The sequence below is a fragment of the Acinetobacter wuhouensis genome, assembly GCF_001696605.3.
Taxonomy (GTDB): Bacteria; Pseudomonadota; Gammaproteobacteria; order Pseudomonadales; family Moraxellaceae; genus Acinetobacter; species Acinetobacter wuhouensis.
This window is the reverse complement of the sequence record NZ_CP031716.1, coordinates 2,425,595-2,448,267: the sequence shown is the minus strand read 5'-3', so window position 1 is coordinate 2,448,267 and position 22,673 is coordinate 2,425,595. Positions and strand designations below refer to the sequence as shown.

Annotated in this window: 22 protein-coding genes and 1 pseudogene; 5 read left to right on the top strand and 18 right to left on the bottom strand. The window is 36.9% G+C overall.

Annotation, left to right across the window (positions count from 1 at the left end):
* Positions 1–314: 314 nt before the first annotated feature.
* The gene (locus BEN71_RS12455) at positions 315–1,052 is read right to left on the bottom strand and encodes an alpha/beta hydrolase (protein ID WP_068974338.1); all 738 of its coding nucleotides are present in this window, start codon (positions 1,050–1,052) and stop codon (positions 315–317) included.
* Between the two features lie 75 nt (positions 1,053–1,127).
* Complete coding sequence (gloB, locus tag BEN71_RS12450; protein ID WP_068974337.1) at positions 1,128–1,859, bottom strand: hydroxyacylglutathione hydrolase; 732 nt, start codon at positions 1,857–1,859, stop codon at positions 1,128–1,130.
* A 170-nt stretch (positions 1,860–2,029) separates the two neighbouring features.
* Between gloB and BEN71_RS19150 the strand changes: the two genes are divergently transcribed.
* On the top strand, positions 2,030–2,185 hold the full coding sequence (locus BEN71_RS19150) for a hypothetical protein (protein ID WP_161553512.1): 156 nt from the start codon (positions 2,030–2,032) through the stop codon (positions 2,183–2,185).
* Positions 2,186–2,187: 2 nt separating this feature from the next.
* Here the strand turns inward: BEN71_RS19150 and BEN71_RS12445 are convergent, their stop codons facing one another.
* From BEN71_RS12445 to BEN71_RS12420, 6 genes are all read right to left on the bottom strand, one after another.
* Positions 2,188–2,814: a hypothetical protein gene (locus BEN71_RS12445; RefSeq protein WP_068974336.1), complete on the bottom strand. Its 627-nt coding sequence runs from the start codon at positions 2,812–2,814 to the stop codon at positions 2,188–2,190.
* A gap of 91 nt (positions 2,815–2,905) precedes the next feature.
* Positions 2,906–3,337: a hypothetical protein gene (locus tag BEN71_RS12440; RefSeq protein ID WP_152033045.1), complete on the bottom strand. Its 432-nt coding sequence runs from the start codon at positions 3,335–3,337 to the stop codon at positions 2,906–2,908.
* 259 nt (positions 3,338–3,596) lie between these two features.
* A complete protein-coding gene (locus BEN71_RS12435; protein ID WP_068974334.1) occupies positions 3,597–4,292 on the bottom strand; it encodes a methionine ABC transporter permease in 696 nt (231 codons plus the stop codon).
* Entirely contained in the window at positions 4,289–5,314 is a 1,026-nt protein-coding gene (locus BEN71_RS12430; RefSeq protein WP_068974333.1) for a methionine ABC transporter ATP-binding protein, read from the bottom strand. The genes BEN71_RS12435 and BEN71_RS12430 overlap by 4 nt, the downstream gene beginning before the upstream one ends.
* A 73-nt stretch (positions 5,315–5,387) precedes the next feature.
* Positions 5,388–6,263 (bottom strand): MetQ/NlpA family ABC transporter substrate-binding protein, encoded by an 876-nt coding sequence (locus BEN71_RS12425; RefSeq protein WP_068974332.1) that lies wholly within the window; start codon positions 6,261–6,263, stop codon positions 5,388–5,390.
* Between the two features lie 542 nt (positions 6,264–6,805).
* The gene (locus BEN71_RS12420) at positions 6,806–7,687 is read right to left on the bottom strand and encodes a MetQ/NlpA family ABC transporter substrate-binding protein (protein WP_068974331.1); all 882 of its coding nucleotides are present in this window, start codon (positions 7,685–7,687) and stop codon (positions 6,806–6,808) included.
* Between the two features lie 337 nt (positions 7,688–8,024).
* Between BEN71_RS12420 and BEN71_RS12415 the strand changes: the two genes are divergently transcribed.
* Complete coding sequence (locus BEN71_RS12415) at positions 8,025–8,504, top strand: hypothetical protein (protein ID WP_068974330.1); 480 nt, start codon at positions 8,025–8,027, stop codon at positions 8,502–8,504.
* A 71-nt stretch (positions 8,505–8,575) separates the two neighbouring features.
* Here BEN71_RS12415 and BEN71_RS12410 read toward each other — a convergent pair whose 3' ends face one another.
* The 9 genes from BEN71_RS12410 to BEN71_RS12370 form a co-directional block, all read right to left on the bottom strand.
* Positions 8,576–9,133 (bottom strand): GNAT family N-acetyltransferase, encoded by a 558-nt coding sequence (locus BEN71_RS12410; RefSeq protein ID WP_068974329.1) that lies wholly within the window; start codon positions 9,131–9,133, stop codon positions 8,576–8,578.
* A 12-nt stretch (positions 9,134–9,145) separates the two neighbouring features.
* A complete protein-coding gene (locus tag BEN71_RS12405) occupies positions 9,146–9,985 on the bottom strand; it encodes a hypothetical protein (RefSeq protein WP_068974328.1) in 840 nt (279 codons plus the stop codon).
* A gap of 86 nt (positions 9,986–10,071) precedes the next feature.
* Positions 10,072–11,358, bottom strand: coding sequence for a phosphoribosylamine--glycine ligase (gene purD / locus BEN71_RS12400; RefSeq protein WP_068974327.1), 1,287 nt, complete (start codon positions 11,356–11,358; stop codon positions 10,072–10,074).
* A gap of 128 nt (positions 11,359–11,486) precedes the next feature.
* The gene (gene purH, locus BEN71_RS12395) at positions 11,487–13,061 is read right to left on the bottom strand and encodes a bifunctional phosphoribosylaminoimidazolecarboxamide formyltransferase/IMP cyclohydrolase (protein ID WP_068974326.1); all 1,575 of its coding nucleotides are present in this window, start codon (positions 13,059–13,061) and stop codon (positions 11,487–11,489) included.
* A gap of 94 nt (positions 13,062–13,155) precedes the next feature.
* Entirely contained in the window at positions 13,156–13,425 is a 270-nt protein-coding gene (fis, locus tag BEN71_RS12390) for a DNA-binding transcriptional regulator Fis (protein WP_001086304.1), read from the bottom strand.
* A 376-nt stretch (positions 13,426–13,801) separates the two neighbouring features.
* On the bottom strand, positions 13,802–14,662 hold the full coding sequence (locus BEN71_RS12385) for a zinc-ribbon and DUF3426 domain-containing protein (RefSeq protein WP_068974325.1): 861 nt from the start codon (positions 14,660–14,662) through the stop codon (positions 13,802–13,804).
* A 21-nt stretch (positions 14,663–14,683) separates the two neighbouring features.
* Positions 14,684–15,586 carry a 50S ribosomal protein L11 methyltransferase gene (prmA, locus tag BEN71_RS12380; protein WP_068974324.1) on the bottom strand — a complete coding sequence of 301 codons (903 nt, stop codon included), beginning with the start codon at positions 15,584–15,586 and terminating at the stop codon, positions 14,684–14,686.
* 160 nt (positions 15,587–15,746) lie between these two features.
* Positions 15,747–16,625, bottom strand: a complete 879-nt coding sequence (locus BEN71_RS12375; RefSeq protein ID WP_068974323.1) for a bile acid:sodium symporter family protein — start codon at positions 16,623–16,625, stop codon at positions 15,747–15,749.
* Between the two features lie 244 nt (positions 16,626–16,869).
* A complete protein-coding gene (locus BEN71_RS12370) occupies positions 16,870–17,295 on the bottom strand; it encodes a hypothetical protein (RefSeq protein ID WP_068974322.1) in 426 nt (141 codons plus the stop codon).
* Between the two features lie 252 nt (positions 17,296–17,547).
* On the opposite strand from BEN71_RS12370, the gene mnmG reads away from it, so the two are divergent.
* The 3 genes and pseudogenes from mnmG to BEN71_RS12355 all read left to right on the top strand — a co-directional run.
* Positions 17,548–19,428 (top strand): tRNA uridine-5-carboxymethylaminomethyl(34) synthesis enzyme MnmG, encoded by a 1,881-nt coding sequence (mnmG, locus tag BEN71_RS12365; protein WP_068974321.1) that lies wholly within the window; start codon positions 17,548–17,550, stop codon positions 19,426–19,428.
* Between the two features lie 139 nt (positions 19,429–19,567).
* The gene (locus BEN71_RS12360; protein ID WP_068974320.1) at positions 19,568–20,524 is read left to right on the top strand and encodes an ADP-ribosylglycohydrolase family protein; all 957 of its coding nucleotides are present in this window, start codon (positions 19,568–19,570) and stop codon (positions 20,522–20,524) included.
* Between the two features lie 288 nt (positions 20,525–20,812).
* A pseudogene (locus tag BEN71_RS12355) lies at positions 20,813–21,394 on the top strand (MFS transporter); the annotation flags it as partial.
* Positions 21,395–21,477: 83 nt separating this feature from the next.
* Here BEN71_RS12355 and BEN71_RS12350 read toward each other — a convergent pair.
* Positions 21,478–22,610, bottom strand: a protein-coding gene (locus BEN71_RS12350) for an IS3-like element ISAba14 family transposase (protein ID WP_223155595.1) whose coding sequence is annotated in 2 segments (ribosomal slippage) — positions 21,478–22,358 and positions 22,358–22,610 — 1,134 coding nt in all. Because the reading frame shifts where the segments join, the coding sequence is not laid out codon by codon here.
* Positions 22,611–22,673 lie beyond the last annotated feature (63 nt).

The following is a 22,673-nucleotide window of genomic DNA, read 5'->3' as shown; positions in this document are numbered from 1 at the left end:
TCCTGTCTATAAATTTAATAGGGATGACCACTAAATTTTTAAAGGGGGAAATTTGATGAAACTTATTTTTTATACCAATATTTGATCAGTTAGCGAAATGGGTCTTTTGTAGCAGAGCGTATTTTTTCTCTTTAAATGTGAAATGCAATTTAACAATTTTTAAAAATAAATAGGTAAAACAATTGGTTATTATAATATTTTAAATCAATCTGTAATATTTTGATGCAAAAATAGGGAATAAAAAACCAAGACTGGATCAGTGAAGATATTTTTATAAATGTAAGAAATAATTTCAAAAATAATGATCTTCCAATTTATGCATTGGATAGGTGTAAATTTAGAAAGTTCAAGATATCTTTAAATAAAATCGACTGATCTTGCCCTAAGGCCATCAAGTGCCCAGAATGAGAATAAGCTTTGATCATTTTGTCTGAACTCGCGATTTGTTCAAAAATATAATGCGCAGACTGTTCATATAATGCTTCATCCAGTTTGCCAAAAAGAGTGGCTGTAGGTGCATGGATTCTATTTAAGTTTCGCATTGTTGAAACCACAAAGTTTTCAAACTGTTCGAGTTGTGGTTGAGCCTTGATATATAACTGGGTATTGTTCAAGACCTGTTGATCAGTTTCAAATTGTTGTAAATATTCAGCGTATTTACTTAGGTGTTGAAATAAATCTTCGACAGAGCGAGTTTGTGGCGCTGACATACTGATACAAGCGCTAACAGGAAAGCTTTCAGCGAGTTTTAGGGAAAGCAAAGCACCTAATGAAACGCCAATCACCGCAATTTCACGATAACCCTGCTCAATTAAAAAATTGTAAGCTTGGATGACTTCTTGCCACCAATCATCAGGATTAAATTTTAGAAACTCATCGATCATTAGCCCATGTCCTGCATAGCTAAAACTATAGCAAGTGTATTGATGTTGATTTAAAAACACAGCTAATGGTTTTACATCACGATAGGTACTGGTATAGGAATGCAATAAAAGTACAGCTTGCGCTGAACCTTTTAAAAACATCGGCTTTGGATGAATTAGTTTAGGCATGGATTGAAAAGATATTGTCTATTGAGTAACTCATTTGCAGAAGCGAACAAGCTTTAGCAGAAATTCTCAATGTGTTTAAAAATTATCTTTCAAGGCACGAATGCGTGCAAACTCCTCGGCACTTTCGACACGTAAGAACGGATTGGTTTCCAGTTCCAGTTCAATGGTACTCGGTAAAGTAATTTCACCACGTTCACGTAATTGTTTAACTTCTTCAGCACGTTGTTGAATAGCGCGATTTTCAGGTTCTATATGCAAGGCAAACTGAGCATTCGATAGTGTATATTCATGGGTGCAATACACTTTGGTGCGTGGTGGAAGTGCAGCTAGACGATTCAGTGAATGATAAAATTGTTCTGCGGTACCCTCAAACATTCGACCACAGCCCATTGCAAATAACGTATCACCACAGAACACCATGTCCAATGCATCGATAAAATAAACAATATGACCTAAGGTATGTCCAGGCACTGCAATGATGTCAATGTTTAAACCATGAAATTCAAAATGATCATCATGTTGAAGTGGGTGAGTAATAAACGGAATGTGACTCAGTTCAGCACGAGGGCCATAAACAGGAATATTTTGATCGGCAATGAGTTCGGGAACGCCACCAATATGGTCTTTATGCCAATGTGTGAGCCAAATTTGCTTTAGATTTAAATGATGATCAGCACAATATTGCTCAACTAACGCTGATTCAGTAGGGTCTACGACAATAACATCATGACTCGATGTTTCTTCAAGTAACCAGATATAGTTTTGTAATTGGTTTTTGACATCGATCACGTGAATTTTAAATTGCATCTTTGAATTCCATTGTTAGTGCTGCTTCTATTTAATCTAAAATAGCTGATTTAAACAAGTTGAACCTTTTGGACAATCATTTTTGTGTCAAAGCATTAACTTTAAGTTTTAAGATACAGAAATGAAGTTTCAACGAATTAAATTGCAAACAAGCTGTTTATGAAAATGAAGTGCGCTGTAATCCTACTGCGCCGTATCATGCTGAATTAATGAAGAAAATCGTATGGATATGGATTGAGACAATCAGTTTGAGTGATAGTTATCCAATGCTATTTAACAGTGCATTTACAATTCAAAATGCGCTTTTATATTCAGTATTTACCTGACCTTAACAAGCAATGGCTTGATTGATTGCTAAAGTGTTGAGTTTGCCATTTTTAAAAGCAAAATGAACAGAAGCGGTATAACCGACTTCAAAATCAGCAGGATTCTTTAAAAACTGTTTCACTTCAGATGTATTGAGCATAAGAACACTGACGGAGTTTGTTCCAGTTTTGGCACTGTTTGGAAAGTCTTTTTTAAACTGGTTCGGTGTATATTGCTTATTGATTACTTTTGAATTAATCAGGATGGTATCCGTCATAGTTTGAGCATTTGCCCAACTCAACCAAACCATGCCTTTGGTTGTGCCAAGTTGTTGAAAATTATTTTTAGTTTTATAGAAATTTTCAGACTTTACTTGAGGATTATCCTCCCTATAAATTTCGAATTTTAAGTTTTTTCCAGTCGATGTCGACGTTGAATATTCATAATTTCCTGTACATTCTGAAAATTGTTTATTGATTTTTTTAGAGGGTTGACCAATCAATTTTTCGACTTGAGTTGATGAAATTGCATTGATGAGTTCAATACCATTTACTTTTACCGAAGTGGTGTAATCAATAGAGCTTTGTGCAAACGTGGATGAAGTTGTTGTTAAGCATAGCGTTGTTAAAATAAATGATAAAGTTTTCATTTTTTACCGTCATTACATTTGTAGGAATATTTCTGCCTTTGATTATGCATCATTTTTGTTGCATAAAAGCGTGCGTAAAATAATACATAACTTACGACCTTTTTTCTTCATTTTTTAAATGATATTGATCTGCATAGTTTTGAATTTCCTTAAAAATAAGATCAGCTTCTGGTTTGTCTAAAGTGATCCCAAAAGAGAGGGTATTTGATTTGTGTTTTAAATGAAGATTGCCTTTTTTAGGGCGAGGTAATTGGCTTTTGTTGGCATAGTACTCTGAATAGTACATTTTCTCGAAGTTTTCAAATAAAACGGTTTGAGTTTCTTCACAGTTTTTTTTAAGAAAATACAAGGGAATATATTTAGTAATCGTGATTTTATTCTGATCGATATAAATTTTTTCAGTGCCTTTGGAGAGCCATAAAATATTTTCAATTGTAAGATAAGTGAATGTACAAACAAAAGCAGCCCACAGCATCAAAAAGCCACTCGCATTTGAATCGTCACCAAAAAAGACATCATACATGTCTGAAATTCCTGCAATCCAAAAAAAACTTAACACAAGAATATTTATAAAAATATCAAGAAAATATTTTGATTTTTCAAATTGAATATCAATCTCAGTGTGATCATTTAGATGATTGATTTGAAACGTATTATTTTGATTATCCATGGTTTTAAAGTGTTAGATCATAATTTTTATCTTATTCTATATTGTTAGATAATTAAGTAAATAAAGCAAAGCCCTCAGAAGAGGGCTTAATGTGTATGATTCGACGGAAAAATTATCTTAACTTAGATAACCAATCACCAAGGCTTTGCACGATTTGTACCAAGATTAATAGTACAATCACTGTTAAGATGACCACGCTTGTATCAAAACGCTGATAACCATAAGAAATGGCTAAGTCACCAATACCGCCTGCACCAACAGCACCTGCCATTGCAGTTGCACCGATCAAGCTAATGGTTGCAGTGGTTAAATTTAAAATCAATGAACTACGTGCTTCAGGAATAATAAATTTAAAAATAATCTGGCTAGGTGAAGCGCCCATTGCTTGTGCAGATTCAACAATCCCTTCATTGACCTCAAGTAAAGACGTTTCAATCAAACGACCAATATAAGGACCGACATAGATGGTCAAAGGAACAATTGCAGCCCAAGTCCCGATTGAAGTCCCAACCAATAATTTAGTCAGTGGAATAACAGCAATCAATAGAATAATGAAGGGAAGGGAGCGTAAGGCGTTCACAATCGGGTTCATCACATGATAAACCGCACGATTCGGCATGATACCATTCGGACGTGTCACCAATAATATAATCGCTTGAATAAAGCCCCAAATCGTTCCAAATAACATTGCAAAGAATACCATGTGACAGGTTTCTTGCATGGCTGTAACAAATTGATCAATAGATAACGAACTTTTCCAGTAAGGCGCAGTCAGTTCTGTGAGCCACTGTACGATTAAATCTCTCATACGGTTACTCCTGATTGGGTCACTTTCACACCTTGTGCTTCGAAGAAGTTGATTACTTGTTGAATAATCGCAGGATCACCTAACAATTGAATAAACATCTGTCCGATCACTGAACCATTAATTTCAGTCATGTTGGCAAATAAAATATTCAAGCTAATATCAAATTGTTTAATCGCAGCTTGAACTACAGTCTCCTGAGCAGAAGTGCCTAAGAATTGCAGGCTATAAATACTCTTATGATTTTGATTTTCTAAATTATTGAGAATATTTACAGGAAGCTGTTGTTGTAGAACTGTTTGAATAAAATTCTTGGTTGTAGGATGCTGTGGTTGACTAAAGATTTCTAGGGTTGAACCTGTTTCAATCACTTTACCTTGTTCCATCACTGCAACATAGTCACATACAGATTCAATCACATCCATTTCATGAGTGACCATGACGATGGTAATACCTTGCTCTTTATTGATTTTTTTCAATAATTCCAAGACGGATTTAGTCGTTTGCGGATCAAGTGCAGAAGTCGCTTCATCGCAAAGCAATATTTTAGGATGATTTGCCAGTGCACGAGCAATCCCGACACGCTGTTTTTGACCACCTGAAAGTTCATCTGGATAAGCATCTTTTTTATGCTTTAAATCAATAAATTCAAGTAATTCATTTAAACGTTTTTCACGTTTGTCTTTACTTACACCGAGCAATTTCAACGGCATTTCAATATTATCTGCTACAGTTTTGGTTTGTAGTAGGTTGAAATGCTGAAAGATCATGCCGATATTGGCACGTTCTTGACGAAGTGAGCGAGCATCCAAAGCAGTAAAATCTTTTTCATTGATGATAATCTGACCTTGAGACGGACGTTCAAGCAAATTAATCAAGCGGATTAAGGTACTTTTACCTGCACCACTATAGCCAATAATGCCAAAAATACTGCCTGCTGGAATGGTTAAATTAATTTCATCCAGAGCAAGTAAGGTTTGACCTTTAAGATCATAGTGTTTGGAAATATTTTTAAATTCAATCATATCGTCAAAAAAATGTACAAAAAAGAAAAACAGGCAAAGTCACTTTGCCTGTTTAATGAAAGTCATTATAAGACTATTTTGATTCTGTAAGATAGCTTACAGGTTTATTTACATCAACTTTCGTACCTTGGAAATGATCTTGGATGTATTTTTCTACAGCAGCAGTATGGTAAAGCGTACCTAATTTTTGCAATGTAGGATCATTCTTACGCGCATCGGCAACAGCGACGATGTTGACATTCATTTTAGTTGATTGATCGATAGGCTCATGGTAGATCGAGTCTTTAATCACGTTTAGACCACCTTCCATTGCCAAAACGTTACCTAGAACAATCGCATCAACTTCATCTTTAGCACGTACAGCAGTTGCCATTTGAATTGGTTTAATCACAATTTTTTTCGCGTTTTCAGTGATGTCTGCTGGTGTACCTTTAACATCATCAAAACCAGCTTTAAGTTTAATCAAACCTGCTGATTGCAATAATAACAATGCACGAGATTCATTTGCACCATCATTTGGAATGGCAATGGTTGCACCATTGGCAAATTCTTCAATTTTTTTCACTTTGCTTGAATAGATGCCCATTGGCTCTAGATAAGTCGTTGCAATTGGTGCAACTTTTGCTTTGTTGTTGTCATTATAAGCGACCATATATGCATATGATTGGAATGCATTTGCATCGATTTCATTGTTTGCTACAGCCGTGTTCATAGAAACATAATCAGTAAAGTTTTTAACCTTTAACTCAATTCCAGCCTGTTTAGTTTCTGGCAATGTCGCAATATAGTTCCAAATGTCTGTGTCTGAACCGCTTGAAGCAAGTGTAACTGTCGTTAATTCACCAGCAGGTGCTGTACCTGCTTGTTCTGCTTTTGGAGCATCTTGTTTACCACAAGCAGCAAGAGTTAGCACAGAAGCACTCAGTAAAACGCCAAACAACTTATTCATGGATAATTCCTAACAAGGAAATGCAGAAGTAATTCTTATGCATTCTCGATGGTTGAGATCAATTTTTAACATTTTTGAAAATAAATCATGCTTTAAACCATTCGTCTTCTGGCATGCTTTATATTTCGTACATTTGAGGATTAGAGTACAGATTTAATGAATTAGATTTTTTAAAACTGATTCTAAAGATTTGTTTATCATATCAATAAATTTATATTATACATAGGGGCTGATTTTTTAAATCCTATACCTTGAGAGCGATTTGAATTCTATAATTTGAGTCAATTTAATAATAAAAACAAAAACTTTTGTTTATTCTTTGGGGGAACCGCTCATGCAATGGTAATTCACTAGATATAATTTTTTTTCAATTTTATATATGATTTTTGAATATCAATGAAAGCATAGCGCAGTTTTTCTTGAAAGTTTTTATCGATTGATTCTATTTATAAGCTGTGGGGGGTGAGCTAAGTATTTGAGCAAAGTCGAATCAATAAAATATCCAACTTTACTCGATACATGATTTGGGGTGATGCTAAATCCTATTTAGTGTCAGTAAATTCACTAACAGGTTGATTGACTTCGACTTTGGTTCCAGCAAATTTGTCACTAATGAATTTTTGTACTTGTGGTAAATGATAGAGATTTCCTAATTTTGTATAAATTGGATCATTTTTATGAGCTTCTGCAACACCCAATAAATTGACATAAATTTTGGTGGTTTCATCTACAGGCTCATGAAATATAGAGTCTTTTAATACATTTAATCCACCTTCAAGTGCTAGGGTATTGCCCAAGACAATTGCATCCACATCTTTTTTCACTCGAACGGCAGTGGTCATTTGTATTGGACGGAGCTTTAATTTTTTAGGGTTTTCAATAATATCGTTAACAGTGCCTTTACCTAAGTCAAAATTGGACTTAAGTTTGAGTAAACCTGCTGATTGTAATAACGACAGGGCGCGTGCTTCATTTGCTGTATCGTTTGGAATGGCAATGGTTGCACCTTGCGGAAATTGCTCTACAGACTTCACTGTATTGGCATAGATTCCCATTGGTTCAAAATAGGTTGTGGCAACAGCAGCAATTTTTTCTTTGTTTGATGCATTATAAGCTGCGAGATAATTGAATGATTGGAAGGCATTTACATCTTGCTCGCCACTTGCAACTGAGGTGTTTAATACCACATAGTCGGTTAGGTTTGTGACTTTTAAGTCGATCCCTGCTTGTTTTGTTTCAGGAAGATCGGAAATATATTTCCAAATGTCTGTATCTGCGCCAGTTGATATGAGTTTAATTGTTTTTAGCGTTTGAGTTGAACCTTGATCATTTTCTTTTGATGTTTGATTTTGCTCAGGTTTGTTGCCACATGCAGATAAAGTCAGTACAGATGCACTTAGTAGAATGCCAAACAGTTTATTCATGGATACTCCAATTATTCGATATATTATCTTGAATTTTTAAACAGCGTTTTTTAAAGCATAACAATAAATTTAGAGCTTTCAATGGGTAGCATGGGCTTAGGATATTTGGATGAAATTTACAGCTAAGATGCATATTTTTATAAAACAATATAAATCAATAAATTATGAATTTTAAAAAAGGTATATTGGTTAAATAGTATACTTATCTGTAATATATAATATTTATTAGCTTTGTTATGAATTTATTGTATATGGGTTTTTATTAGATGAGTAAGCGGTATAGAGATGTATCTATGATATTTAGAGAATAGAAAAGTTGTAGATCAAGGATTAAAAAATGAATGAAAATACTCTTTTACTTGCGGAGTGTGGACGAGGAGAGTTTAGTAAAGAGAATAATTTGATCAGTTATGATCGTATAAACTCTAAATTAATTGATAGACGCTGTGTTAAAGACAGTGAAAATAGCCGTGCTGAATTTCAAGCGACGACAGGTTTCTTTTATCGCTTTTTCGATTGGAATAAAAATATAAGGTGTGCGGCACTTTTTTTGGAAAATGATCAGCTCATTTTTAATTTTGAGAAGCAAGAATACATTATTAAAACAGTCCGTACGACACGTTTTCTTTTATGGAAAAAGATTATAATTAATAACTTAACGCTTAAGGTTTATTCACCTATTAAAACTATTTTTATAGCGACTGATATGTTTCCAGAAGATGTTGAGCCAATTTATGGTCGGTTTTCAAATTTATTAAGTACGAGTCAAATTCAAGAATTCATAGCATTTTTAAAAGTAAGAAAGGATAAAATTTAAAAAACCCACCTAAGCGGGTTTTTATGACTTAAATGAATTATGCATTAGTACCCGTATGAAGCACTTTAGCATCAACAAAATGTGTGATGCAGAAAATCACCGCGATGCATTTCGTATAGTACATGACGATGTAATGGATGATCAGCTGAAACAAATGGATGATCAAACTCTCTTACTTTATCCATACCGAGTCTTTGTATGACACCTTCAGACGGTGTGTTGATACAGGCAGTCAATGAAATCACGCGATCTATACGTAAGTTTCTAAATGCATGCTTTAACACCGCTTTAGCGCCTTCGGTTGCATAGCCTTGATGCCAGTATTGGGGCAGTAAACGCCAACCAATTTCAGGGGCATCGGCTATTTCAAACTCAGGTGGATGTACGTGTAAGCCGATAAATCCAATAAATTCACCTGTAGCTTTTAGCTCTACTGCAAATAAGCCCCAACCACGTTTTTCAATGTCATTTTGGATACGTAGCAGAAAGGCAGTGGCTTCGGCAGCATCGAGTTTTTTAGGAAAATAGCGCATGACCTCGTCATTTGCACACATTTGGATAAATGGGGTGGTGTCGGAGTCTTGCCATTGGCGGAGGATCAGGCGAGGGGTTGTGAGTTGGATAGTCATAGTGGTGTTAGATTATCGTTTGATAGATTCATTTTCTAGTAGGTAGAGTTCATTTAGTAGTAAAAATTCGCGTAGCTGTTTAGAATAAGACTTATCAACTTCACTATGCGCGCGTTCGTTTCTATAAGCAGTAAAGATATTAGTGAATAGACAGCCTAAAGCATTTGAAACTCTTTCATTATTTTTATCCCAAAAATATATTGATTGGCGCTGTTTATCAGAAACAAATGCTGCTTTTAATAAGTTATTTGAAAATAAAGTTTGATCGTTAATTTTTGCTTTAACAATATCTTCCAATCTTGTATAGGCAGTTAAAATAGAATGATTAGGATCATCGTTAAATTTAAGAGCAAGATCTAAAATTCGAGAATCAATCAAGTGGTAGGGTAATTCTGTTGGATAGTAACGGTCATTTGTGACTTGGTATTCCGTAGTTTTATAAATTTCATAGATGTATTCGTATATGTTGGTTGGTCGTACAACTTCGGTTTTTAACATTATTTCAATATCAGTATCTGACAATGAACTATGATTGATTTTCTTCATTAATTTTTCAGAAATATTAATTTCGTCTACTGCTATATTGTGCTTTAAAAGAAGTTGCAGTGATGAAGCTAATCCTTTAGATCCTTCACTAGGGTAACCTGATCTAAAGCCTGATCTGATAATGTAAGTATTCCTATGGGATTTTATTAAATATGCATGTGCTTGATTGCAAGATAAAAGCAGTGCTTTTTCAATGTGTATTTGAGTTTGAAGAATGATGCCAATAGCGTCTAAACAATCTTGAGTATAGGGTGTCCCTAAATATTGTATTTCTTCAGATGGTTGATTAAATAAATTAAAGAGCATTTTTAGAAAGTATTTGTTTGATATTTAATTGAATATATCAAAAAACCCGCCTAAGCGGGTTTTTAAAATACTGAGACTCTGAAAACTTATTCAGCATTTTCACGTGCAATTGCACGGTAACCAATATCTTTACGGTATTGAACGCCGTCAAAAGTTACTTTTTGGCAAAGTTCTAAAGCTTTGGCTTGTGCTTCACCAATCGTATTACCCAGTGCAGTTACGCACAGTACACGACCACCAGCAGTCACGATGTCGCCATTTTCATTGGCTTTCGTACCTGCATGGAAGACTTTAGCATCAGCCATTTCAGTGTCTAAGCCTGAAATCACATCACCATTGCTAGAAGTTTCAGGGTAACCTTTAGATGCTAAAACGATACCAACAGTTTTACGCTCATCCCATTCAGCTTCCGCAGGTAAATTACCCGCAATGCCTGCTTCCACCAAATCAACAAGTGATGATTTTAAACGCATCATGATGGGTTGAGTTTCAGGATCACCAAAACGACAGTTGAACTCGATCACTTTCGGTTGACCTTGTTCATCAATCATTAAACCTGCATATAAGAAACCTGTGTAAACGTGACCATCTGCTTTCATACCATCTACAGTTGGACGCATCACTTCACGCATGGTTTTTTCAAATACATCCGCAGTCACAACAGGCGCAGGAGAGTAAGCACCCATACCGCCAGTGTTCGGACCTTGGTCACCTTCAAAAATACGTTTGTGATCTTGAGATGTTGCCATTGGTAAAATGTTGTCGCCATCAATCATGCAAATGAAAGACGCTTCTTCACCTGCAAGAAACTCTTCGATGACTACACGAGAACCTGCATCACCAAATTTGTTGCCTGCAAGCATGTCATCAATTGCATCGAATGCTTCTTGATTGGTCATGGCAACAATTACACCTTTACCCGCAGCAAGACCGTCAGCCTTAATTACGATCGGCGCGCCATTTTTTTCTACAAATGCTTTAGCCGCATCTACTTCTGTAAATACATCATAGAAAGCAGTAGGAATGTTGTGGCGTTTAAGGAAATGCTTAGCAAATGCTTTAGAGCCTTCAAGCTGTGCAGCAAACTGAGTTGGACCCCAGATTTTAACGCCAGCTTCACGGCATGCATCAACCACACCATTTACAAGTGGAGCTTCAGGACCAACGATGATTAAATCAACTGCATTGTTTTTTGCAAAGTCGATAATCGCAGCATTGTCTAAAATATTTAAGGCAACATTTTCGCATTTATTTTCAGTTGCAGAACCTGCATTACCCGGTGCTACAAATACTTTTGCGACTTTGTCATCTTGTGCGATTTTCCATGCAAGTGCATGTTCACGACCGCCATTACCCAAAACTAAAATATTCATGATCAAAAATCCTTCCAGAAATAGAATCCCCCTAAATCCCCCTTTGGAAAGGGGGACTCCCTTCGTTCTATTATGATATAGAAAACCCTCCTTTATTAAAGGAGGGCTAGGGAGGATTTATATATTAATTAGTGACGGAAATGACGCATACCCGTGAACACCATTGCGATACCAGCTTCGTCAGCAGCAGCAATTGTTTCTTCATCACGCATAGAACCACCCGGTTGAATGATACATTTGATACCTGCTTTCGCAGCATTATCAATACCATCACGGAATGGGAAGAATGCATCAGACGCCATTACAGCACCTTCAACCACTAAGCCAGCATGTTCAGCTTTGATCGCAGCAATACGTGCAGAGTTTACGCGGCTCATTTGACCAGCACCTACACCGATAGTTTGACGACCTTTAGCATAAACAATCGCATTTGATTTTACGTATTTCGCAACTTTCCAGGCAAAGATTAAATCATCAATTTCTGCTTCAGTTGGCGCACGCTTTGTCACAACTTTAAGGTCATCTTTCGTGATCATGCCTAAGTCTTGATCTTGAACCAGTAAACCACCGTTTACACGTTTATAGTCAAGTTGAGCCTGACGTGCATCAATTGCAGGAAGTTCGCCACATACAAGTACACGGACATTTTTCTTCGCGCCAGTTACTTCAAGTACGCCATCAGCGATGCTTGGAGCAATGATCACTTCAACGAATTGACGGTCTACAATCGCTTGCGCAGTTGCAACATCTAATTCACGGTTGAATGCAATGATGCCACCGAATGCAGACTCAGGATCTGTTGCGTATGCAAGATCATAAGCCGCTTGGATACCATCTAGAGAAACAGCAACACCACAAGGGTTTGCATGTTTAACGATCACACAAGCAGGTTTTGCAAATGATTTCACACATTCAAGTGCTGCGTCAGTATCTGCGATGTTGTTATAAGAAAGTTCTTTACCTTGTAACTGTTTCGCAGTTGAAACAGATGCTTCAGTTGCAGTCGCTTCTACATAGAAAGCTGCTGATTGATGCGGGTTTTCACCGTAACGAAGGTCTTGAACTTTGTTTAATTGGGTATTGAAAGTACGGGCAAACTTATCAGCTTCGCCTTCTGCTTTACCTACGCGAGCGCCTAAGTAAGAAGCGATCATACCGTCATATTGTGCAGTATGTTCAAATGCTTTAACCGCTAAGTCAAAACGTGTTGCATGAGATAAAGCACCGTTTGCTTTTAACTCTTCAACGACAGTTGCATAGTCAGATGCATTGACAACAATACCTACAGAAGCATGGTTTTTCGCAGCAGCACGAACCATGGTTGGACCACCGATGTCGATATTTTCAATCGCATCTGCAAGTGAACAGTTTGGTTTTGCTACAGTTGCAGCAAATGGATATAAGTTCACAACAACAAGGTCAATCGCATCAATGTTGTGTTCAGCCATTACAGCTTCGTCTAGACCACGGCGAGCCAAGATACCGCCATGAATTTTCGGATGTAATGTTTTTACACGACCATCCATCATTTCTGGGAAGCCTGTGTGCTCTGAAACTTCAACTACGGCAACATTGTTGTCTTTAAGCAACTTATATGTACCACCAGTAGATAAAATTTCCACCCCAAGAGCAGCAAGGTTCTGGGCAAATTCAACGATCCCGGTTTTATCAGAAACAGAGATTAAAGCGCGTTTAATAGTCATGATCTTCGTCAACAGTGTTTAAGTCTAGAGATTTAACAAATAGCTAATGCATAGGTAAAAAAAATGCCCACGCAAGCCGTGAGCATTTTATCATTTATTCACTCATTAAACCGTGAGCTTTCAACTTTTTACGTAAAGTTCCGCGGTTTAGTCCGAGAATTTCAGCAGCGCGAGTCTGGTTACCACGCGTATATTCTAGAACGACAGATAAAAGAGGTTTCTCCATTTCTGCTAGCACCATGTCGTACACTTGAGATGGTTGCTCACCTTGCAATTGTGCAAAATAGTGACGAACTGCGCGATCTACGTGAATACGAAGAGCGACATCAGATTGTGCAGTAAAAATAGGAGATTTGCTATTCATGCGAGTTAATCCGAAAAATCAAAATATTGCTAGGGTAAAGCAATATATAAATGTGGTCTAAAAAAATCTGAGCTCCGTTTTAGATCCTAAAACGGTTGGCTCTAAAACAAGAACAATTAGCTTGCCACAAATCATCGTATTGAGTGAAAAATAAGCGTAACAATAGATTAATATTTGTTACAACACTCTTTTAAACAAAAAACGTTCTACTTGCGCGATATTGAAATTATAAAGCACATAATAAAACTATATTTTTTTGAAAAAATGCGAGGAGTTTGCAGGACAAAGCTTTCGTGGCGCGTATGATACCATTGTCTAAGAAAAAATGAGCAAGAAAACTACATTTTTTTTCATTTTTTTATAGTTTTTTTCAATCTTAAGGGTGAATGATTACGAATTCATACTCATCAAAACTATTTCTCGGTTGTTTGATTACAAATTTAAACGGATAAGGGCTATTTTGCGGAATCCGTTTTATGCCTTGCAAACTATCAATCAAATATTCATCAGAAGTTATGATCGAGGTATTAACAACGTTTCCTTTATCTTTAAGCGTTAACTTTAATATCGGAAGTTCTAAGCTTTTAGAATACTGATTGTTAATTTGTCCTGTAAATTGGGTTTGCTGATGGTTGAGCGAAATAACTTTAATATTTTGAACCATGACTTTTTTATAACGTTGATCAATGGTGTCACAACGTAATATAGCGCATGTTTTTGTGAAAATTGAATTAACGATCGGGTACTGGTCTGTTAGTTTTGGGTTGAACCATACGATTTGAAATAACAGTACGTTGAACAGCGCAAGATTGATCAGGCTCCAAACTGCATAATAGAGGACGCTTTTAGACGAAGAACTATCTTGTTTGGGCTTATGTATGCCTTGTGCAAGATTTAAGCTTGGTATGACATTGATTGGTTCATTATTAAAGTAATTTAAGTTATTCAAATACGTTTTCAAATCAATATTTGAATTTTCAACTTTACGTTTAAAAATATCGTAAATAGTGAATTCAGCTTCTTTATTCTTAAAGAAAAAATCTTGGGGTTCTTCAAAATAAGTGATTGTGTGATCAATATTAGTATCAATAGGCGGTGTTTTTTGTAAATGCAGTAGGGCATTAAAATCATGTGAACATTTTGGGCAACAAACCATTCCCTGCGCAACAGTAAGCTGAGTTACTGATACTTTATAAATAGATGCACAATTTGGGCAAATGGTTTGTTTTTCAGCCATAGATATGATTATTTCATAGGATTAAAATTCTTTACGTGATCCTGAAATTCGACACCAAGTTTCGTCACGTTTCTCAACTTCTACTATATCAAAAAATTCAGAATAAACACTAGATACATCAGCTACTTGCTCTTCAATTACACCAGCGAGTGCGAATTCTCCCTCAGATTTAATTAAAGTTGAGAATTCTTCTGCAAGTGACATCAATGGTCCTGCAAGAATATTGGCAACTAAAATATCTGCTTGTTTATCTTTAAATTCTGTATTGAATTCTTCTGGAAGTCCAACATATAGATTTTCAAGTACGCCATTGAGTTCAGCATTTTGTTGGGTTGCTAAAACTGCTTGCGGATCGATATCCGTTGCATAGACTTTTTTAGCACCGAGAAGCAGTGCAGCAACACCTAAAATACCTGAACCACAACCATAGTCGATGACGATTTTATCTTTAACATCTGTTTTGCCTAACCATTGTAAGCAAAGAAATGTTGACGCATGGTTTCCTGTACCGAAAGCTAAACCTGGATCAAGTTTAATATTGACTGCATCTGCTTCAGGTGCTTCCATCCATTCTGGAACAATCCAATATTTTTCAGCAATCTGAATGGGTTCATAGGCATCCATCCAAGTACGTTCCCATTCTTGGTCTTCTAAGAATTCACTACGCATTGGTTCAGTTGGAAGTTGAGTACGAATAAAAGTTTCTAAAGCTGCGACATCAATCGTTTCATCATCTTCTTGCGCATAAATGCCTGTTACAATGACTTTATTCCAAAGTGGCGTTTCACCAGGAAGTGGTTCAAGTAAATCTTGATTCTCGGCATCATCTAGAGTCACACTGACTGCACCTAAAGAGCTTAACAATGTTTCTGTAAAATCAACTTGAGCTTGTTCTACTGTAATATGGATTTGTAACCACTTCACGGGAAAGACCTAAATCATTTTCTTAAAAACGCATATTGTAGCCGAAACAGGCAAGTTACGCCTATATTCCTGTAGAAATAAAAAATGGACGTTGAAACGTCCATTTTAAATCAGTGCTGCTTTTGATGCTGAATTTGTACAATGCTTTATTATCACTAAGCTATGCCATTTTTTGTACGGTTTCTTTGTCGGCAAGTTTGGAAATGAGGAATCCAAATAGGGCAGCGAAAATGTACATAAAAATAGAATAGACTGCGGCAGGCATCGCAACCGTGCTATTGGCAATCACAGTTAAGGCAATCGTCATCGCTAAAGTGCTGTTGTGAATGCCAATTTCAAAGGCACAAGCACGTGCTTGTGCACTGTTAATTCCCATGAGTCGTGGTACAAAATAACCAATCACCAAACTACAAATACAGAAAATGACTGTAGCGAAACCGACTTGGGTGAGGTATTGCAAAATATTCGCACGTTCTTTTGCGATTGCTCCGATGATAATTAAAACTAAAAACAGGACAGAAAATATACGCAAAGGTTTATTTAATTTCTCACTGAAATGAGGTGCATAGTGTCGAATTAGCATGCCAATACATACAGGTATTAAAATAATCGCAAAAACTTGAATAATCTTGCTGAATTGCATACTAATTTGTTGACCATCATTCATAAAATATTGAATCGAGAAATTTACAATCAATGGTAGGGTAAATGCTGCAATCACAGAATTAATGGCTGTGAGTGTAATATTGAGCGCAATATCGCCCTTAAATAAATAGCTAAATAAATTTGCAGTACTTCCCCCTGGTGATGCTGCGAGTAGCATTAAGCCGACTGCCAGTAAGGGAGGCAATGCCAATACTTTACAAATAATAAAGGCAATTCCAACAAGCAGAACCAATTGACAGAATAGAGCAATCAATACTGCTTTGGGATGTTTGGAAACTCGGGCGAAATCTTTGGGTGTAAGTTCAAGACCTAAGCCAATCATGATGATAGCTAAGGCAAGCGGAAGCATGATTGTAATAATCCCTGAATCCATATTTTCATCCTTAATTTGTTATTTTATATAGGTTAAAGTTGTTCGAAGAATCATCCAGATTCACTTTGAGTGTAATAGAAATAATTGAATTAGAAAATAAAAAATAATTAGAAAATTAGAGTACAGATGAACTTCACTTTTTAAAGCATAAAATTTAAAGTATAAAAAAGGACTCATCAATGTGAGTCCTTCCATTTTTAGGTTAGTAAAATCGATGAATAAATTCTACAACGTTGAAATGATCTTATTGAGCTGACGGTGGGGCAGGTGCATCTGTTACAGGTTGTTCACTTGTTTGAGGTGCAGATTGCTCAACTGGTGCTTCTGGTACAGCCGCAGGAGCAGGTTGCGTCGCAGGCACAGCTTCTACAGCGGGCTTATTGGCAATGGCATCATCTGCGACTGGAGGCGCAACTGCTGCTGAAGAACCGCCCGCAGGTGCAGGGAAGCTAAATTGAAGTTTGCCACTTTCGTTGGGTAAGCATGCACCATTATAAGTGACACCTTTATTGGCATAAGTGACCCAATCACCCTCTTTTTTCTTAGCACAGACTTGGATTTGCTTTTTAATTTCAGCTTTACTGGTATTTTCTTCCTCAGCATGTGCCGTAGAGAAAGCAACACAAGTCAGTAATGAGCTAACCATCAGCTTAGACACTATATTTTTCATATTCCTAATCCTTATATTCATTGAAAATTTATTTGTCTGAGTGGTTTTCATCCTAAAGCTGTTTTATGTTCAGTTAAATTTGATTTGTGAAGACTTACTGCAACGGTCTGTTTGTCTTATGTAGTCTCTGTAAAGTATTGTTTATTGGTTCAGTCTGGCGATTTAGCCCAATAAATTTGTAAAACTGCCTAAAACTTAAATCAAAATTTTGTTATAATTTTCTGTCATTCTTTTTCTCCTAATATTACCACTATGCATTATCCTAAAGTTTACGATGTCATTGTTATCGGCGGCGGTCACGCAGGTACGGAAGCGGCACTTGCTGCGGCACGTATGGGTCGACAGACTTTACTCCTTACTCATAATATTGAGACTTTAGGGCAGATGAGCTGTAACCCAGCGATTGGTGGTATTGGTAAATCACACTTGGTGCGTGAAATTGATGCTTTGGGCGGTGCGATGGCACTCGCTGCTGATAAAGGTGGTATTCAATTCCGTATCCTCAACTCTCGTAAAGGTGCGGCAGTTCGTGCGACACGTGCGCAAGCAGACCGTATTCGTTATAAAGCAGCGATTCGTCATACTTTAGAAAATCAAGCCAATTTGGATATTTTCCAGCAAGCAGCTGATGATTTAATTGTTGAAGGCGATACTGTTAAAGGTGTTGTGACACAAATGGGGATTCGCTTTGATGCGAAAACTGTAGTCTTAACAACGGGTACATTCCTCGGTGGTGTGATTCACGTTGGTTTGAATAATTCATCAGGCGGTCGTGCAGGTGATCCTCCTTCAATTTCACTGGCGGCACGTTTACGTGAATTAAAACTTCCAGTTGGTCGTTTAAAAACGGGTACACCACCACGTATTGATGCACGTTCAGTCGATTTCTCTGTGATGATTCCGCAACCTGGTGATTTCCCGTCACCAACCATGTCATTCATGGGCGATGTGTCAATGCATCCTGAACAAGTGAACTGCTATATCACGCATACTAATGAACGTACGCACGACATTATCCGTGGTGGTTTAGATCGTTCACCAATGTATACTGGTGTGATCGAAGGCGTAGGTCCACGTTATTGCCCATCAATTGAAGATAAAATTCATAAATTTGCCGATAAAAACTCACACCAAGTATTCTTAGAACCTGAAGGTTTGGATACGCATGAGCTTTATCCAAATGGTATTTCGACTTCTTTGCCATTTGACGTGCAGTTTGAATTGGTTCGTTCGATTCGTGGTATGGAGAATGCGCACATTCTTCGTCCCGGTTATGCAATTGAATATGATTATTTCAACCCGCAATCTTTGAAATTCTCTTTAGAAACAAAATCAATCAATAACTTATACTTCGCGGGTCAAATCAACGGTACTACAGGTTATGAAGAAGCAGGCGCACAAGGTTTATTGGCAGGTTTAAATGCTGCTCGCCGTGCATGGGATCAAGAACAGTGGACACCGAAACGTGATGAAGCGTATATGGGTGTGCTTGTTGATGATCTTATTACTTTGGGTACGAAAGAACCGTACCGTATGTTTACTTCACGTGCGGAATATCGTTTGATGTTGCGTGAAGACAATGCTGATCAGCGTTTAACAGCCATTGGTCGTGAAATGGGTCTTGTGGACGATGAGCGTTGGGATTCTTACTGCCAAAAAATGGAAGCAGTAGAGAAAGAAACAGGTCGTTTACAACATCTTTGGGCTGCACCGAATAATCCTTTGGGTAAAAAATTCGTTGAATTGACTGGTGATGATCTGTCTAAAGAAACCAATGCGATTGACTTGTTAAAACGTCCGAATATTAATTTCTCGCAAATTGCTGAAATCACAGATTCTGAAGTAACAGCATTTGTCGGTGAGCAGATTGAAATTGCGGTGAAATATGCAGGTTATATTAACCGTCAGCAAGAAGATGTTGCACAAATGAAGCGTTTGGAAGACACCCGTATTCCTGCTGATTTTGATTATGATGTGGTTTCAGGGCTTTCTCGTGAAATTACATTGAAACTGAAAGATGTTCGTCCTGAAACTTTGGGTCAAGCAAGCCGTATTCCAGGTGTTACACCTGCGGCAGTTCAGTTGGTGATGATTACGATTCGTAAGAATAATCAAACTAAAAAATCTGCTTAAGATTTTTTAGTTTTAAGAAGCTCGCGTAATGCGGGCTTTTTTATTGTCGCTATTTTTGATATTGAAAGGCTTGAATATATTACAATATGGTGTCACTATAACAATATATAATTTGTTCAAATAATTGACGTGTAGAAATATGAGTAGACAAGACCAAATCAAAGGCGCAATTTACGGTTTACTAATTGGTGATGCAGTGGGTGTACCGTATGAATTTAATTTACCCGAACAACTACCTGAATATTCCAAAATTGACATGATTACACCAAAGGGCTTTGGTAAAACTTATTCCAATATTCCTTTTGGAACATGGTCGGACGATGGTGCTCAAGCTTTATGCTTACTTGATTCATTGCTTTATAAAAGTAAATTTGATGCTGAAGATTTTATGAATCGAATTTGTAATTGGTATCAACATGGTTACATGGCTGTTGATTACCAAGTGTTTGATGTGGGTATACAGACATCGTCTGCAATTAATCTGTATTTAAATAGCGTTCCATTGGAAAAAGTTGCCAAAAATGATGAGTTATCGAATGGTAATGGTTCACTGATGCGAGTATTGCCTCTGGCATTGTGGCATCAAGGAACAGATGAAGAATTGATTCAAGATGCTTATGCACAATCGCATATTACCCATGCCCATCTACGTTCAAAAGTCTGCTGTGCTTTATATTGTTTATGGGCAAGATCTATTCTCAATGGTTTGAACATCAATACAGGATGGGAAAAAGCTGTAGCAATTTTACGTGAATATTATCAAGACAAATCCGAAGATTCGGAACAGCTCGAACTATATATTCAGCCAGATGAAGAAGGAGTGCATACAGGCAGTGGCTATGTGGTGGATTGTTTAAAATCCGCAAAATTTGCCTTACAACAATCGACTTATCAAGATGTTGTGAAAACAGCGATTTCACTAGGTCGAGATACTGATACCACGGCTTGTGTCGCAGGTGGAATTGCAGGATTGTATTTTGGTATGCAAGCGACTCCTCAACAATGGTATATGCAATTAAGAGGGAAAGAACAGGTAGAACTTTTGTTAGATCGACTACTCAATGTATCAGTAGGTTCTATATCTTCTGTATTTTAAATTTCAAACCCTTAAATGATCAATTTTAAGGGTATATAGCTTTAAGTGATTATATGATCATTATTAGCTTTTATTTAAATAAGTGATTGAATCATAATATAAATATATCTATTTATCTAAATTACTAATGAATAATCTTAGATTTAAGTGCTATTTATTTAAAAAATTAGGGTATTTTCTCAGACAAACCCGACCTTTGTCGTGCTATTTCTCCTCGGTATTTGATTTCACAATAGCCGAGCAAATTACTCGGTCATGTAATTTGTTCACTATTGATGGAGATCAATCATGGCACATGAACAGTCAACAAAGGTGCAAAAAATACTCACAGTATTTTTATGTTTCTGGGTCGCATTCTTTGAAGGATTCGATTTACAAGCACCTGGAATCGCAGCAAAAGGAATCGCAGCGACATTTGGTTTAGACCAAGTGCAAATGGGCTATGTCTTTAGTTTAGGCGTATTTGGAATGCTTTTCGGCGCATTCTTCGGTGGACGTATCGCAGATTATTTAGGGCAAAAGAAAGTATTGATGCTGTCTATCGCCATATTCGGTGTTTTTATGACACTCACTGCAATTGCACCGAATATTGAAATTTTATATGCAGCACGATTCTTTACTGGCTTAGGTTTAGGTGCTGCAATGCCAACCATGATTTCAGTGGTCGGCGATGAAGCAACTGAAGAAAATCGCGGTAAATTAAACAGCTTAATGTATTGCGGTTTGCCTGTAGGCGCAATTTTTGTCGCAGGATTGGGTATTTTGTTTAAAGATATTTCTTGGCATACCTTATTCTTGATCGGTGGGATTACACCATTGCTACTCATTCCATTTATGGCAATGATTTTAAAAGACAAACGAAAAGAACAAGTGGTTGCAGTGGATGAACATGAGAGGTGGTCCCACTTGTTTGAACAACTAAAAGCGTATTTATAAGTGATATTCCGCTCTAGTTAAGCCACCTTGTTTTGTTGGGGTAGCTGATCATAGTAAAACTCATTTGGTGTCATTTTGTCTAGACTCGAATGAGGTCGTTTCAAATTATAAAACTCAAAATATGCACTTAATTGCTTTTTCGCATCTGTGACACTGCTATAAGCTTTGAGATACACCTCTTCATATTTAACGCTCCGCCATAATCGTTCAACCATCACATTATCTACCCATCGACCTTTACCATCCATACTGATTTGAATGCCATTTGATTTCAATACATCAATAAATGCATCACTGGTAAACTGGCTGCCTTGGTCTGTATTAAATATTTCAGGTCGACCATATTTTTCAATCGCTTCATTTAAAGCCGAAATACAAAAATCCACCTCCATACTAATCGATACCCTATGCGCAAGTACCTTGCGGCTATGCCAATCAATCACAGCACATAAATAAACAAAGCCTTTTGCCATAGGGATATACGTTATATCCGTAGACCACACTTGATTACTGCGCTGAATAGCCAACCCTTTGAGCAGATATGGATATTTACGGTGAGCTTGATTAGCCTGGCTTAAATTTGGTTTGCAATATAACGCCTGAATACCCATTTTCTTCATTAAAGTACGTGTATGACGTCGTCCTATATGATGTCCTTGACGATTCAACAAATCACGCATCATACGACTGCCTGCAAAAGGATATTGCATATGTAATTCATCAATACATCGCATCAGCTTCAGATCTGATGCACTCACAGGTTTTGGGCGATAGTAATAACAACCACGGGAGACTTTCAGCAGCTTAGCTTGCTTAGATACTGAAATCTGAAGTGAGTCGTCGATTAACTTTTGTGGTTGAAGCGGCCCAGTTTCTTCAACACACCTTCTAAAAAATCAATTTCTAATGCCTGCTCACCGATTTTTGCATGTAGTTTTTTTAGATCGATGGGTGGTTCTGTTGGAGCTTTTGATTGATCGAAAGCTTGCGAGGAAGCTGAGATCAATTGATTTTTCCAGTCAATAATTTGGTTTTGATGAACATCAAACTCAGCACTCAATTCAGCAAGTGTTTTTTCTGCTTTAATCGCAGCAAGTGCTACCTTAGCTTTAAAATCATTTGAATGATTTCTTCTTGGTCTACGTGCCATAAAATACTCCATATATTGATGTTTATAACATCATTTGAGGAGCAGAATATCACTTATAGGAGT

Bases quoted from the DNA above. Each gene is read 5' to 3' on its own strand.
- BEN71_RS12415 (WP_068974330.1), top strand. From the start codon at position 8,025: ATGAATGAAAATACTCTTTTACTTGCGGAGTGTGGACGAGGAGAGTTT.
- purD (WP_068974327.1), bottom strand. From the start codon at position 11,358: ATGAATATTTTAGTTTTGGGTAATGGCGGTCGTGAACATGCACTTGCA.
- BEN71_RS12440 (WP_152033045.1), bottom strand. From the start codon at position 3,337: ATGTATGATGTCTTTTTTGGTGACGATTCAAATGCGAGTGGCTTTTTG.
- gloB (WP_068974337.1), bottom strand. From the start codon at position 1,859: ATGCAATTTAAAATTCACGTGATCGATGTCAAAAACCAATTACAAAAC.
- fis (WP_001086304.1), bottom strand. From the start codon at position 13,425: ATGAATAGCAAATCTCCTATTTTTACTGCACAATCTGATGTCGCTCTT.
- BEN71_RS12455 (WP_068974338.1), bottom strand. From the start codon at position 1,052: ATGCCTAAACTAATTCATCCAAAGCCGATGTTTTTAAAAGGTTCAGCG.
- BEN71_RS12445 (WP_068974336.1), bottom strand. From the start codon at position 2,814: ATGAAAACTTTATCATTTATTTTAACAACGCTATGCTTAACAACAACT.
- purH (WP_068974326.1), bottom strand. From the start codon at position 13,061: ATGACTATTAAACGCGCTTTAATCTCTGTTTCTGATAAAACCGGGATC.
- BEN71_RS12435 (WP_068974334.1), bottom strand. From the start codon at position 4,292: ATGAGAGATTTAATCGTACAGTGGCTCACAGAACTGACTGCGCCTTAC.
- BEN71_RS12420 (WP_068974331.1), bottom strand. From the start codon at position 7,687: ATGAATAAACTGTTTGGCATTCTACTAAGTGCATCTGTACTGACTTTA.
- BEN71_RS12410 (WP_068974329.1), bottom strand. From the start codon at position 9,133: ATGACTATCCAACTCACAACCCCTCGCCTGATCCTCCGCCAATGGCAA.
- BEN71_RS12360 (WP_068974320.1), top strand. From the start codon at position 19,568: ATGAGTAGACAAGACCAAATCAAAGGCGCAATTTACGGTTTACTAATT.
- BEN71_RS12375 (WP_068974323.1), bottom strand. From the start codon at position 16,625: ATGGATTCAGGGATTATTACAATCATGCTTCCGCTTGCCTTAGCTATC.
- mnmG (WP_068974321.1), top strand. From the start codon at position 17,548: ATGCATTATCCTAAAGTTTACGATGTCATTGTTATCGGCGGCGGTCAC.
- BEN71_RS12425 (WP_068974332.1), bottom strand. From the start codon at position 6,263: ATGAATAAGTTGTTTGGCGTTTTACTGAGTGCTTCTGTGCTAACTCTT.
- BEN71_RS12370 (WP_068974322.1), bottom strand. From the start codon at position 17,295: ATGAAAAATATAGTGTCTAAGCTGATGGTTAGCTCATTACTGACTTGT.
- BEN71_RS12430 (WP_068974333.1), bottom strand. From the start codon at position 5,314: ATGATTGAATTTAAAAATATTTCCAAACACTATGATCTTAAAGGTCAA.
- BEN71_RS12405 (WP_068974328.1), bottom strand. From the start codon at position 9,985: ATGCTCTTTAATTTATTTAATCAACCATCTGAAGAAATACAATATTTA.
- BEN71_RS12385 (WP_068974325.1), bottom strand. From the start codon at position 14,662: ATGGCTGAAAAACAAACCATTTGCCCAAATTGTGCATCTATTTATAAA.